Raw genomic sequence first — 13657 nt, forward strand, 5'->3', positions numbered from 1 at the left:
TTTATCGGCCTCAGCGTTTCGCCCCGCTCAGCTTCAATTGCCGTACCACGCCGTCCACGATCGCCTCGACGGATTCGTCGATCGAGACGGTGACGACGTGCTCGCCGGCCTCGGGCGGCTCCAGCGTCGTGAATTGGCTCGTCAGCAGTCCGGGCGGCATGAAATGGCCCTTGCGTTGCGCGAGGCGGGCGGCGATCAGCTCCCTGGTGCCCCTCAGGAAGACGAAGCGGACGTCGTCGCGTCCGCGCAGCAGCACGTCGCGATAGGTGTGCTTCAGCGCCGAGCAGGCGATGATCACGTGCTCGCCCTTGTCGCAAACCCGGGCGATCTCGTCGGCAATGGCGTTGAGCCAGGGCCAGCGGTCCTCGTCGGTGAGGGGATGGCCCGCCCGCATCTTCTCGACATTGCTGGCGGGGTGAAAGCTGTCGCCGTCCTCGAAACGCCAGCCGAGCCGCTGCCCGAGCGCCTCCGCAACCGTACTCTTGCCTGAACCCGACACGCCCATCACGATCAACGCACAAGGTGCTTCAACGCCCGCCACGAATTCCCTCCGGAAGCGCGGCCTGGTCGACCAGCCAGACGGTCTCACCATTCGAGCGCGCGCGTACAGCCGGCAGAGTCTCGCCATTGAGCAGGCGCGTCAAGATCGGCTGCTTGTCGTGCCCGGCAATCTCGAACAGCATCTCGCGGCAGGAGGCCAAGGCGGGCAGGGTCAGCGACACCCGCGGCACGAAAGGCGCGACATTGGCCTTGGGGACGCCGACCACCCAGCGTGTGGTCTCCTCGGTCGCGGGGTAGCCGGGGAAGAGCGAGGCGGTGTGACCGTCCGGGCCCGCGCCCATCAGGACCATGTCGAACAGCGGCCGCGCCGGATCGAGGTTTTCGGCGCCGTAGAAGGACTGAAGCTCGCGCGCATAGGCCTCTGCACCCGCTTCGGGGCTCTCAGTCGTGGTCGGGATCGGGTGAATATGCCCGGAGGGCGCATTGCGGTCGAGAAAGGCCGCGCGCGCGACTGCCATGTTGTTGAGAGGATCGCTCGAAGGCACGAAACGCTCGTCACCGATGAACCAGTGCACGCGGTCCCACGGGATCTTGCCGCGATACGCGTCGCTGCCGAGCAATTGATAGAGCTTTTTCGGGCTGGATCCGCCGGTGAGGCAGATCGCGATCCGCCCGGGATTGGCGGCGATCCGCGCCATCACCCGTTCGGCTGCGGCCTGCGCCAGCGCCTCGGCGTCGGCTGCGACGATCAGCATCGGCTGGTCGGCCGCTTCCATCACGTAAACTTCCGCCAGCTTCGCCCGTCGCGCCGGAGCAGCTCATCGGCGCAGGCGGGGCCGTCGCTGCCGGCGGAGTAGGTCTCGATGCCGTTGGTGCCTTCACTTTTCCAGGCGTCCAGGAACGGCTGCACCGCCTGCCATCCGGCCTCGATGCCGTCGGCGCGCTGGAACAGGATGTTGTCGCCGATCATGCAGTCGTAGATCAGCGTCTCGTAACCGGTCGAGGGATCGGCGCGGAAATAGTCGCCGTACTTGAACTTCATCTCGACGCCGTCGATGGTGATGCTCGGCCCCGGGATCTTGGCGTTGAACTGCAGCTCGATGGTTTCGGTCGGCGCGATGCCGATGGTGAGGAAGTTCTGCGACAGGCGGTCGACATCCGTGCCTGAGAACATCGACAGCGGCGCCTGCTTGAACTTGATCGCCACTTCCGTGCGCTTGTGGCCGAGCGCCTTGCCGGTGCGCAGATAGAACGGCACGCCGGCCCAGCGCCAATTGTCGATCATCAGCTTCAGCGCGACGAAGGTCTCGGTGCTGCTGCCGGGCTTGACGTCCTCGGTCTTGCGATAGTCCGTGATCTCGTCGTCGCCGATGCGGCCGGCGAGATATTGCGCGCGCACCGAATTCTTCAGCGCCTCTTCCCGGGTCGGCTGCTGGATCGACGTCAGCACGTCGGCCTTTTCGGAGCGCACGGAATGCGCATCGAACCGCGCCGGCGGCTCCATCGCGACCAGCGACATCAGTTGGAACAGATGGTTCGGCACCATGTCGCGCAGTGCGCCGGTGGCATCGTAGAAGCCGCCGCGATGGCCGACGCCGAGCTTCTCCTCCACGGTGATCTGGATGTGGTCGATATGGTTGCGATTCCAGATCGGCTCGAACATGCCGTTGGCAAAGCGCAGCACCAGGATGTTCTGGACCGTCTCCTTGCCGAGATAATGATCGATCCGGTAGATCTGGTGCTCGTCCATGATCTTCAAGAGCTCGGCATTCAGCGCCTTGGCTGACGCGAGATCGGTGCCGAACGGCTTTTCGATTACGAGCCGACGCCAGGCGCCGTTCTCCTTCATCATTCCGGTGCGGCCGAGCTCCCGCGCGGTCGGTGCGAAGGCGGCGGGCGGGGTCGCGAGATAGAACAGTCGGTTGCCGCCGGTGTCCTGCGCGCATTCCAGCGAATCCAGATGCTCGCGCAAGCGGTCGAAGGAGGGGGGATCCTTCGGATCGGCCTCGACGAAGGTCACGCATTCCAGCAGCTTCCGGGCAATGTCGTCGTCCACGGGCCGCGTCGCGAACTGGCGCAGGCCCTTCAACAGGCTGTCGCGCAGCTCGTCATCCGACTGGCGGTTGCGGGCCACACCGACGACGCAGAACTTCTCCGGCAACAGGTGCTCGGCGGCCAGATTGTAGAGCGACGGCATCACCAGCCGATGGGTAAGGTCACCGGTCGCGCCAAAGATGACGAAGGCGCAATTTTCGGGCTTGCGCTTGGCCTGCGGGTCTTTTGTCACGAATAATCGGCCTTCGCTCTGTTACTTGTTACTTCGGCTCTTATTTGGGTTTCGAAGCGCCCGGCTGCTTCGGCTCCTTGTGACCGCCGAAGCCCGCGCGCATTGCGGAGAGAATTTTTTCGGCGAAGGTGTGTTCCTTGCGGGAACGGAAACGTGTGTAGAGGGCCGCGGTCAAAACTTCGGCCGGCACCGCCTCGTCGATTGCCGCATTCACGGTCCAGCGGCCTTCGCCGGAATCCTCGACGAAGCCGGAATATTCCGCCAATGCAGGGCTGTCGGCGAGCGCCGTCGAGGTGAGGTCGAGCAGCCAGGACGGGATCACGCTGCCGCGCCGCCACACCTCGGCGATGTCGGCGAGGTCGAAATCGTAGCGATGATCAGCCGGCAAGGCCTCGATGTTGGCATTCTTGAGGATGTCGAAACCTTCGGCATAGGCCTGCATCAGGCCGTATTCGATGCCGTTGTGGATCATCTTGACGAAATGGCCGGCGCCCACGGGGCCTGCATGGATGTAGCCCTGCTCGATGCGGGGATCGCGCCCCTCACGTCCCTCCGTGCGCGGAATGTCGCCGGCGCCGGGCGCAAGCGCCGCGAAGATCGGATCGAGCCGGTCGACCACCTGCTTCTCGCCGCCGATCATCATGCAATAGCCGCGGTCGAGCCCCCAGACGCCGCCTGAAGTGCCGACATCGACATAATGGATGCCGCGCTCCTTCAGCGCCTTGCCGCGGCGGACGTCGTCCTGCCAGAACGTGTTGCCGCCGTCGATGATGACGTCGCCGGCCTGCATCACGGCTGCAATCGTGTCGATCGTCGTCTCGGTGATATGGCCGGCCGGCAGCATCACCCAGGCCGCGCGCGGCCGCTCCAGTTTGGCGACAAACTCCTCCAGCGTCGCCGAGCCCTGTGCGCCGTCTGCGGCGAGACCCGCGACAGCCTTGGCGTCCTTGTCGTAGACCACGGTCGTATGACCGTGGCGCATCAGGCGGCGAACGATGTTGCCGCCCATCCGGCCGAGGCCGATCATGCCGAGTTGCATCGAGAGTTTCCCTTAGTTCAGCGCATCGTTAAGCGCCGCGTTGAGCGCCGCGAGACCTTTCTTGAGCCCGCCCTTGAGGTGGACCCGGAGCGCGCGCCGGCCGCGCTCGGTGAGCACGTCGAAGTCGCCGCGCGCCTGCGCGGCCTTGATCACGCCGAAGCTCGCCTTCTGGCCCGGCACCGACAAGTCCTTGGCATCGTCGGCCGTGATCTGGAGAAACACGCCGCTGTCGGGCCCGCCCTTGTAGGCCTGCCCGGTCGAATGCAGGAAGCGCGGTCCGAACTCGGCGCAAGTCGCGACGTGACGCTTCTCGCGCACTTCGAGACGCATGGCCTGGAGTGCGTCGATCGTCGCCTTGTCGCGCGCGATGTAGCCGAGCAGGGCGACATAGTCGCCATGGCCCGAGCGGGAGAGATGCGCTTTCAGCCACGAGGTGAGGTCGCCGTTGGCGCCGGCGGCGCGCAGCGCCGTGGCGTTGGCCTCGTCGGTGTAGAGATCGGCCTCGTCGGTGCTGACCACCGGCTGTTCGGCCGGCAATGCACCGGTCTTCTCGAACGACGCGGTGAGCTCGCGGGTCTTGATCTTGGCCGCTTCCACGTCCGGCTGGTCGAACGGGTTGATGCCGAGGATGCTGCCAGCGACCGCCGTCGCCATCTCGAAGCGGAAGAACTCCTGACCGAGATGGTCGATCGATTTCATCACGATGCGCACGACGGGATGGCCGGCGGCTTCGACCGCGGCGAGCTTGGAGTCATGCGCGGCGTCCGCTTCGCCTTCGGTGCGAATGTCGATGAAGAAGCGGTCGTTGCCGTAGAGCGCGGGCTCGCCGAGCGGTTCGCCGGCGATCGGGATCAGGCCCTTGCCTTCCTTGCCGGTCGATTCCGCGATCAGTTGTTCGGCCCAGGCGCCGAAATCGGCGATCTTCTCCGACGACAGGATCGTCACCTTGTCGCGGCCTTCGAGGCCGGCGAGGCCCATGGCAAGGCCGAGCTGGACGCCCGGGTTCTCACCTGGCGGCACGTCGGGTCCGCAGGAACGGGCCATGGAGAGCGCGTGCTTGATCAGCGTCTTGACGTCGATGCCCGCGGTCGCCGCTGGCACCAGGCCGAACGGCGAGAGCACCGAATAGCGGCCGCCGATCGTGGGTTCGCCATGGAAGATGCGGGCGTAGTTGAGGCTCTTCGCCGCCTTCTCCAGCGACGAGCCGGGATCGGTCACCGCGATGAAGCGATGGCCGGTCTTCACTTTCGGCCCGACCGCCTGTGCGACGCGTTCGTGGAAATAATCCTTCATCGCGTTCGGCTCGGTGGTCCCGCCGGATTTGCTGGACACGATGAAGACGGTGTTGGCGATGTCGATCCTGGCCTCCATTGCCCGAACCTGTGCCGGATCGGTGGAATCCAGCACGTGCAATTTCGGGAAGCCGGACTTCCGCGCAAAAGTCTCGGCCAGCACCTCGGGGCCAAGGCTCGATCCGCCCATGCCGAGCACGACGGCATCGGAGAACTTTTGGCCCTTCACGCGGCTCGCATAGTCCTCATAGTCGGCGACGTCGGCCTTCGCCGCGCTGTCGAGCCAGCCGAGCCATTTGTCCTCGTCGGTGCCGGTCCAGACCGATTTGTCGCGCTGCCACAGCCTGCGGATCTTTGCCGAGGCGCGCCATTCCTCGGTGCTCTTGGCCACCGCCTTGCCGAGGCCGTCGCCGAGCGAGAGAAGCTGGTGGTCGATCGCGGGCCCGAGCACGGTCGCCCGCTTGTGGGCGACGGCGCCATAGAGCTTGTCGGCGGCATCGGCGAACTGCTTGACGCCGTCCTTGACGAGCTCCTCGGTGATTGCCTCGAGCGAGACGCCGGAGCGCTCCAGTTCTTCCAGCACGCGGCGGGCGTCGTCGACGTTCTCTTCCAGGCTGTCGCGCGGCTTGCCGTGGTCGCGGAACGCATCGAGCGTCGCCGGCGGCACGGTATTGATGGTGTCGGGGCCGATCAGCTCCTCGACATAGAGGACGTCGCTGTAATCCTTGTTCTTGGTGCCGGTGGAGGCCCACAGCATCCGCTGCGGCTTGGCGCCCTTGGCGGCGAGCTTGTCCCAGCGCGGGCCGGAAAACAGGCGCTTGTAATCTTGGTAGGCGACCTTGGCGTTGGCGATCGCGACCTTGCCCTTCAGCGCGGCGAGCCGCTCCTTCTCGGATGGATCGTTGGCGCGGGCGATCTTCTCGTCGAGCTGCTTGTCGACGACCGAGTCGATGCGGCTGACGAAGAAGCTCGCGACGCTCGCCACGTGCGACGGGTCGCCGCCGCCGGCGACGTATTTTTCCAGACCGGCGAGATAGGCCTCGGCAACCTGGAGGTAGACGTCCCTTGCGAACAACAGCGTGATGTTGATGCTGATGCCGTCGCCGATCAGCGTCTCGATCGCCGGCAGGCCCTCCGGCGTCGCCGGCACCTTCACCATCAGGTTCTTGCGGTTGACATCCTTCCAGAGCCGCCGCGCCTCGGCGACCGTGCCGGCGGTGTCCATCGCCAGATAGGGCGAAACTTCCAGGCTGACATAGCCGTCGCCGGCCCTCAGGCGGTCATAGACCGGGCGGAGCACGTCCGCGGCGTTCTGGATGTCCTCGATCGCGACGGCCTCGAACAGGTCGGCCACGGTCCGGTCGCCGCGCTTCAGCGCCTTGCCGATCGGGGCGTCATACTCGTCCGAACTGCCGATCGCCTTCTCGAAGATCGACGGGTTGGAGGTGACGCCCTTGACGCCGTCGGTGTCGATCAGCCGCTTCAGGTCGCCCTTGGCGATGAAGCCGCGGGCCAGGAAGTCCAGCCAGACGGCTTGTCCGTGCTTTTCCAGTTCTTTGACGGGATTCATGATGTTTATTTATCTCCAAGCCTGCGGGCGAGGGGTTTCCGCGCCGGTCCTGACGCGCTATCCTCTAGCCTACATGCTCCCGGGAGGGAACCAATCAAGGGGATAGGCGTCTACCCTCCAGTGTAACTCCGTCGCGATCATGGCGATCCAGGCGGAAGTAGCCGTGTTGCGTAAAAAGTCGTCGGCCGGAACAATGGCCAAGGGCTCGTTACCAACGTAGCCGCTTCGTCTCGTCAGCCCAGTCTGCATGGAGTGTCATCAGCGGATTACGGTCCGCCTGATAGATCGTCGCTCGGCCGCGAATGGCCATGCTGGGGAAAAGCATGCACGCACATCATGACCGCCTGACGCTCGCTGTTGCCGACAGCCCGCAATCGCTCGCACCGGCCGCGTGCATCGATGCGACCCACGATCTCGAAATCAGCCCATGTACGACCCAGCTGCGGCTGCTGGTCGCGGCGGGTTTCGCAATGACCCTGTTCAGTGCGACCCTAGCCTTCGACTGGTGGGACGGTCTGGGCGACTACGATACGACGGTCGGCTATGCCGGCGTCGTGCTGTTCGGCCTGGTGACCGGCCGGCTGATCTGGCTGCTGCCCGCCGAGCGGGGACCGGTGGTGATCGTCACCCCTTATGGCATCCGCGACCTCCGCATCGGCAACGAATTTCTGCTGTGGGACTCGATTGCAGAGATTTCGGCTGAGGAAGGCCGCGGCCACAAGGCGATCGTGCTGACGCTGACGCCAGCCTTGCAGCGGCAGCTCTGCACCATCAGCACCTTGGTGCCCGGTGCGCAGAATGAACGGCAGAATGAACGGATTGTCATCCGCTCCGAGGGTTTGGCGACCGATTTTGACACACTGCTGCGCGCTTGCCGCGATTGTCATGCTGCGAGCGCTGAGCGCACCGCATTGCAGCAGGAAGATGAACGCGGCACGCAAGGCTTCGCCGTACAAGCGTCATAAGATTGCCGCTCGCAGATCGCTCCATGTTGCAGTGCCGGATGGGCTCATCCCCGGTAATGCCCGGATGTTGCGACCAAGTGACATTTTCTGGAAATGAGCGAAGATAGATACAGATTCGCACAAATTACAGGCATGTGCCTGTTCGTAACTCAACGAGTGCCTACGTTGTGCGTTGCGTCGTGTTGGCACCAGGGTGTCCAATGATCGTCATGTGCTCACGCTGATTCGAAATGGCCTGAGGAACGGTCCGGTAACTGCTTTCGTTTCAGCTTGTGGCGGAACTCACGCGGAGAGGGATCATGTATAACGATTCTCTATTCAACGCTTTCGCTAAGTCGTTCGAGGCGAGAAGCCAACACGACATGTCGATGGCGGAATATCTGGAATCGTGTCGAAGCGATCCCATGAAATACGCGAACGCGGCCGAACGATTGCTAGCAGCGATCGGTGAGCCTCAGACGATTGACACGGCCAAGGACCCACGCCTTGGCCGTATTTTTTTGAACCGCACCATCCGGACCTATCCGGCCTTCGCCGGCTTCTACGGCATGGAAGAAACCATCGAGCGCATCGTCGGTTTCTTCCGTCACGCGGCGCAGGGGCTCGAAGAGCGCAAGCAGATCCTCTATCTGCTCGGCCCGGTCGGCGGCGGCAAATCCTCGCTCGCCGAGCGGCTCAAGTCGCTGATGGAAGTGCAGCCGATCTACGTGCTCAAAGCCGGCGATGAATTGAGCCCGGTGTTTGAAAGCCCGCTCAGTCTGTTCGATCCCGATCATCTCGGACCGATGCTCGAAGAGAAGTACGGCATTCCGCGCCGTCGCCTCACCGGCCTGATGAGCCCGTGGTGCTACAAGCGGCTGGAAGCCTTCGGCGGTGACATTTCTCAGTTCAGAGTCGCAAAAATCCAGCCGTCGCGGCTGCGCCAGATCGCGGTCTCCAAGACCGAGCCTGGTGACGAGAACAACCAGGACATCTCCTCGCTGGTCGGCAAGGTCGATATCCGCAAGCTCGAGACCTACGCGCAGAACGATCCCGACGCCTACAGCTATTCGGGCGGCCTCAACCGCGCCAACCAGGGCATCCTTGAATTCGTCGAGATGTTCAAGGCGCCGATCAAGATGCTGCACCCGCTGCTCACCGCAACGCAGGAGGGCAACTACATCGGCACCGAGAATATCGGCGCGATCCCCTTCACCGGCGTGATCCTCGCGCACTCGAACGAAGCCGAGTGGTCGAGCTTCAAGGCCAACAAGAACAACGAGGCCTTCATCGACCGCATCTGCGTGATCAAGGTGCCGTACTGCCTCCGGGCCACCGAAGAGCAGAAGATCTACGAAAAGCTGATCCAGGGCTCGGAGCTGGCGGCCGCGCCGTGCGCACCCTCGACCCTGGAGACGTTGGCGCGGTTCTCGGTGATGTCGCGCCTGCGCAAGCACGAGAACTCCACGCTGTTCGGCAAGATGCGGGTCTATGACGGCGAGAGCCTGAAGGAATCCGATCCGAAGGCACGGAGCGTCCAGGAATATCGCGATGCCGCCGGCGTCGACGAGGGCATGGACGGCGTCTCCACCCGCTTCGCCTTCAAGATCCTGGCTGCGACCTTCAACCACGATCCGCAGGAAGTCGCCGCCGACGCCGTGCATCTGATGTACGCGCTGGAGCAGTCGATCCGCCGCGAGCAGCTCCCCGAGGAAGTCGAGAAGCGCTATCTCGAATTCATCAAGGCGGACCTGGCGCCGCGCTACGCCGAGTTCATCGGCAACGAGATCCAGAAGGCCTATCTCGAATCCTACTCGGATTACGGCCAGAATCTGTTCGACCGCTACGTCGACTACGCCGATGCCTGGATCGAGGATCAGGACTTCAAGGATGCCGACACCGGCCAGCTGCTCGATCGCGAGCTTTTGAACCAGGAACTGACCAAAATCGAGAAGCCGGCGGGTATCGCCAACCCGAAGGACTTCCGCAACGAGGTGGTCAAATTCTCGTTACGGTCGCGGGCCCAGAACGGAGGCAAGAATCCAACCTGGATTTCCTACGAGAAGATTCGCGACGTGATCGAAAAGCGGATATTCTCGCAGGTCGAGGACCTGCTTCCGGTCATCTCCTTCGGGTCGAAGAAGGACGGCGAGACGGAGAAGAAGCACGGCGAGTTCGTCGCACGCATGGTGGAGCGCGGCTACACCGAGCGTCAGGTTCGCCGGCTCGTCGAATGGTACATGCGTGTGAAGCAGGCCGGTTGAGGCGGATGGAGCGGATGGAAAAGTGCCCATTCACATTATTGACAGGCGCCTGAATCCAGGCGGCAAGAGTCTTGAGAACCGGCAGCGGTTCTTGCGTCGGGCCAAATCCCTGGTGCAGGGCGCCGTCAAGAAGACCTCGCAGGAACGCGACATCAAGGACGTCCTGGAGGGTGGTGAGGTCACGATACCGCTCGACGGCATGCACGAGCCGCGTTTCCGCCGTGAAGGCGGAACGCGCGACATGGTGTTGCCCGGGAACAAGAAGTTCATCGAGGGCGATTACCTCCAGCGATCCGGCCAGGGCAGCGCCAAGGATTCCGGTCCCGGCGAAGGCGACAGCGAGGACGCGTTCCGCTTCGTCCTCTCCCGCGACGAGTTCGTGGATCTGTTCCTCGACGACCTCGAGCTGCCGGATCTTGCCAAGCGCAAGATCGCGCAGACCGAGAGCGAGGGCATCCAGCGCGCCGGCTACACCACGTCCGGCTCGCCCGCCAACATCTCGGTCAGCCGAACGGTGAAGCTCGCGCTGGCGCGCCGCATCGCGCTCAAGCGTCCCCGCAAGGAGGAGATCGAGGAGCTGGAAGCCGCGATCGCGGCATGCACCGACGAGGACGAGCGTGTGGTGCTGCTCGCCGAGCTCGAAAGGCTGAAGGCGAGGACCAAGCGCATTCCCTTCGTCGATCCGCTCGATATCCGCTACCGCCGCTACGAGAAGGTGCCGCGGCCGGTGGCGCAGGCGGTGATGTTCTGCCTGATGGACGTCTCCGGCTCGATGTCCGAGCACATGAAGGATCTCGCCAAGCGCTTCTACATGCTGCTCTACGTGTTCCTGAAGCGGCGCTACAAGCATGTCGAGATCGTCTTCATCCGCCACACCGACCGCGCCGAGGAGGTGGACGAGCAGACCTTCTTCTACGGTCCGGCCTCGGGCGGCACGCTGGTCTCCAGCGCGCTGCACGCCATGCACGAGATCGTGCGCGAGCGTTTCAATCCGGCGGACTGGAACATCTACGCCGCGCAAGCCTCCGACGGCGACAATTCCTATTCCGACGGCGAGCTCACGGGCATGCTGCTGACCGACAAGATCCTGCCGGTCTGCCAGTTCTTTGCCTATCTCGAGGTCGGGGAGTCCGGCGGCAGCGCCTTCGATCTCTCCGACTCCTCGCTCTGGACCCTCTACGACCGCCTGCGCAACAGCGGCGCACCGCTCTCGATGCGCAAGGTCAGCGAGCGCAGCGAGATCTTCCCGGTGTTCCACGATCTGTTCCAGCGCCGCGAAACTTCCCAGGAGAAAGCCGCTCCATGACGGAACGCTTGTTCGAAGGCGCCGATTGGGATTTCCGCACGTTGCAGCGCATCACCGATGCCTGCGAGGAGGTGGCGACGAAGGATCTCGGGCTCGACGTCTATCCGAACCAGATCGAGGTCATCACCGCCGAGCAGATGCTGGATGCCTACTCGTCCGTCGGCATGCCGCTGTTCTACAAGCACTGGTCGTTCGGCAAGCACTTCGCGTTCCATGAGGCCTCGTATCGCAAGGGCCTGATGGGGCTTGCCTATGAGATCGTGATCAACTCCTCGCCCTGCATCTCCTATCTGATGGAGGAGAACACGGCGACGATGCAGACGCTGGTGATCGCCCACGCCGCCTTCGGCCACAACCATTTCTTCAAGAACAACTATCTGTTCAAGCAGTGGACCGACGCCGACGGCATTCTGGACTATCTCGACTTTGCCAAGAACTACGTCATGACCTGCGAGGAGCGCTACGGCCGCGTCGAGGTCGAGCGCACCCTGGATGCCGCGCATGCGCTGATGTCGCATGGCATCGACCGCTATCCCGGCAAGAAGAAGCTGGATCTGCGCGCCGAGGAAAAGCGGGCGGGGCGCCGCCGTCAGCACGAGGAGGAGGTCTTCAACGACCTCTGGCGCACCGTGCCGAAGGGGGCGTCGAAGACCCGCTCCGCGCTCAGCATCGAACGCCGCCGCAAGCTGCTCGGCCTGCCGCAGGAAAACCTGCTCTACTTCCTGGAGAAGAGCGCGCCGCGGCTGGCGCCCTGGCAGCGCGAGCTTTTGCGCATCGTCCGCCACATCGCGCAATATTTCTATCCGCAGAGCCAGACCAAGGTGATGAACGAGGGGACCGCGACCTACGTCCACTATCGCATCATGACCAAGCTGCATCAGCAGGGCCGCATCTCCGACGGCAACTTCCTCGAATTCCTGCAGTCGCACACCAACGTGGTGTTCCAGCCCGAATTCGACGATCCGCGCTTCTCCGGCTTCAATCCCTATGCGCTCGGTTTTGCCGTGATGCAGGACATCGAGCGCATCGTCACCAGGCCGGAGGACGAGGACCGCGAGTGGTTCCCCGACATTGCCGGCAAGAACGACGTGATGGGCGTGCTGCGGGACGTCTGGGCCAACTACCGTGACGAAAGCTTCATCGCGCAGTTCCTGAGCCCGAAGCTGATGCGGCACTTCCGCATGTTCCACCTGCACGACGATCCCGAGGAGCGCGCCGGCATCCGGGTCGATGCCATCCACGACGATCGCGGCTTCCGCCGGGTGCGGCGCGAGCTGGCGCGGCAGCATGATGTCGGCTTCATCGACGCCAATATCGAAGTGGTCGACGTCGATCTCTCCGGCGACCGCCGGCTGATCCTGCATCACCACGTCATCAAGGGCTCGCAGCTCAACGAGACCGACGCCAAGCGCGTGCTCCAGCACCTCGCCGATCTCTGGACTTACGACGTCTCACTGATCGAGGTCGATGCCAACGACAAGGTCCTGCGCGAATATGTCGTAAGCCCGCGCCCGATCCCGGCGGCGGCCTGAGACGGCTGGTAGCTGCTAGAACATCGACGTGGCGGATAGCTCGCCCGCGGCCCATCCTTCGAGACGCCCGCCTCTGGCGGGCCCTCAGGATGAGGACGGAGTGTGCGGGAGCTATGTCGACAGACAGCGATTCTGGTTAGCCTCATCGTGAGGAGACCGCGGAGCGGTCGTCTCGAAGGACGAGGCGCTTGCTCTGGCCGTCACCAGGAATTTGCATCGACTTGACGTGGTCTAAGTCGATCGCTTCTTCGCCGGCTTCTTCTTGGACCCATTCAGCTCCACCGCCGTGCGAATGAGCGCCTTCAACGCCTTCTCGTTGATCTTTTCGCCTTCGCGAATGTCGATCGCGCGGCGCACGTTTCCCTCGAGGCTGGAATTGAACAGGCCGGCCGGGTCGTCCAGCGCCGCGCCCTTGGCAAAGGTCAACTTCACGACGGCTTTGTAGGTCTCGCCGGTGCAGATGATGCCGTCGTGCTCCCACACGGGAACGCCCCGCCATTTCCATTCCTCGACGACCTCAGGATCGGCCTGCTTGATCAGGCCGCGGATGCGCCCCAGCATCTCGCCGCGCCAGTCGCCGAGCTCCTTGATCCTCCCGTCGATCAGCCTGGAAGGCGAAGCGCCGTCCGTCTTGGTCGCGCTGCTTGTCTTCGCGGTCACAGCCTTCTTCATGATCACGCCTCTTTCCGCGCGCCGCTGCGGCGGTCGACATAGGGCAGCGCGAACATGTAGAGCCCGGTCGCGAGCAACGGAATCAGCGGGACGAATGCCAGCAGCCCGATCCACGTGGCCTGGATTTGCAGCGTCAAGGCAACAATGTTCGCGATCACGGCGAGCGTGAAAGCGATGGACAGCCAGCGATGGATTTGTCGAACCCACATATTCCCGGTCAATGAAACCTCCTCTTGGGATGATCGAATGA

General features: G+C 63.6%; 11 protein-coding genes. 4 read left to right on the forward strand and 7 right to left on the reverse strand.

Going from position 1 to position 13657, the window contains the following annotated elements; all coding sequences use genetic code 11:
- Positions 1–10: 10 nt before the first annotated feature.
- The 5 genes from IVB46_RS17815 to IVB46_RS17835 are packed head-to-tail and all read right to left on the reverse strand — an operon-like array spanning position 11 to position 6689.
- Positions 11–541 carry a gluconokinase gene (locus IVB46_RS17815; protein WP_208088415.1) on the reverse strand — a complete coding sequence of 177 codons (531 nt, stop codon included), beginning with the start codon at positions 539–541 and terminating at the stop codon, positions 11–13.
- A complete protein-coding gene (gene pgl / locus IVB46_RS17820; RefSeq protein ID WP_247304806.1) occupies positions 528–1277 on the reverse strand; it encodes a 6-phosphogluconolactonase in 750 nt (249 codons plus the stop codon). The genes IVB46_RS17815 and pgl overlap by 14 nt, the downstream gene beginning before the upstream one ends.
- Positions 1277–2788 (reverse strand): glucose-6-phosphate dehydrogenase, encoded by a 1512-nt coding sequence (zwf, locus tag IVB46_RS17825; protein ID WP_247304350.1) that lies wholly within the window; start codon positions 2786–2788, stop codon positions 1277–1279. Before zwf ends, pgl begins: the two co-directional genes overlap by 1 nt.
- A 40-nt stretch (positions 2789–2828) precedes the next feature.
- Positions 2829–3827, reverse strand: coding sequence for a phosphogluconate dehydrogenase (NAD(+)-dependent, decarboxylating) (gene gnd / locus IVB46_RS17830; protein WP_028160653.1), 999 nt, complete (start codon positions 3825–3827; stop codon positions 2829–2831).
- Between the two features lie 12 nt (positions 3828–3839).
- Positions 3840–6689: a bifunctional transaldolase/phosoglucose isomerase gene (locus IVB46_RS17835; protein ID WP_247304348.1), complete on the reverse strand. Its 2850-nt coding sequence runs from the start codon at positions 6687–6689 to the stop codon at positions 3840–3842.
- A 302-nt stretch (positions 6690–6991) separates the two neighbouring features.
- Here IVB46_RS17835 and IVB46_RS17840 point away from each other — a divergent pair, with 302 nt between their 5' ends.
- The 4 genes from IVB46_RS17840 to IVB46_RS17855 all read left to right on the forward strand — a co-directional run bounded on the left by IVB46_RS17840 (position 6992) and on the right by IVB46_RS17855 (position 12735).
- Positions 6992–7654, forward strand: coding sequence for an STM3941 family protein (locus IVB46_RS17840; RefSeq protein ID WP_247304346.1), 663 nt, complete (start codon positions 6992–6994; stop codon positions 7652–7654).
- 299 nt (positions 7655–7953) lie between these two features.
- Positions 7954–9897, forward strand: a complete 1944-nt coding sequence (locus IVB46_RS17845) for a PrkA family serine protein kinase (protein WP_063981411.1) — start codon at positions 7954–7956, stop codon at positions 9895–9897.
- A 28-nt stretch (positions 9898–9925) separates the two neighbouring features.
- The gene (locus IVB46_RS17850) at positions 9926–11203 is read left to right on the forward strand and encodes a YeaH/YhbH family protein (RefSeq protein WP_208089552.1); all 1278 of its coding nucleotides are present in this window, start codon (positions 9926–9928) and stop codon (positions 11201–11203) included.
- Complete coding sequence (locus tag IVB46_RS17855; RefSeq protein ID WP_231143274.1) at positions 11200–12735, forward strand: SpoVR family protein; 1536 nt, start codon at positions 11200–11202, stop codon at positions 12733–12735. Before IVB46_RS17850 ends, IVB46_RS17855 begins: the two co-directional genes overlap by 4 nt.
- A 231-nt stretch (positions 12736–12966) precedes the next feature.
- Here IVB46_RS17855 and IVB46_RS17860 read toward each other — a convergent pair whose 3' ends face one another.
- The gene (locus IVB46_RS17860) at positions 12967–13407 is read right to left on the reverse strand and encodes a DUF1801 domain-containing protein (protein WP_247304345.1); all 441 of its coding nucleotides are present in this window, start codon (positions 13405–13407) and stop codon (positions 12967–12969) included.
- Positions 13408–13409: 2 nt separating this feature from the next.
- Positions 13410–13628, reverse strand: a complete 219-nt coding sequence (locus IVB46_RS17865) for a hypothetical protein (RefSeq protein WP_247304343.1) — start codon at positions 13626–13628, stop codon at positions 13410–13412.
- Positions 13629–13657: the final 29 nt, after the last annotated feature.

The sequence above is a fragment of the Bradyrhizobium sp. 61 genome, assembly GCF_023073075.1.
Lineage (GTDB): Bacteria > Pseudomonadota > Alphaproteobacteria > Rhizobiales > Xanthobacteraceae > Bradyrhizobium > Bradyrhizobium barranii.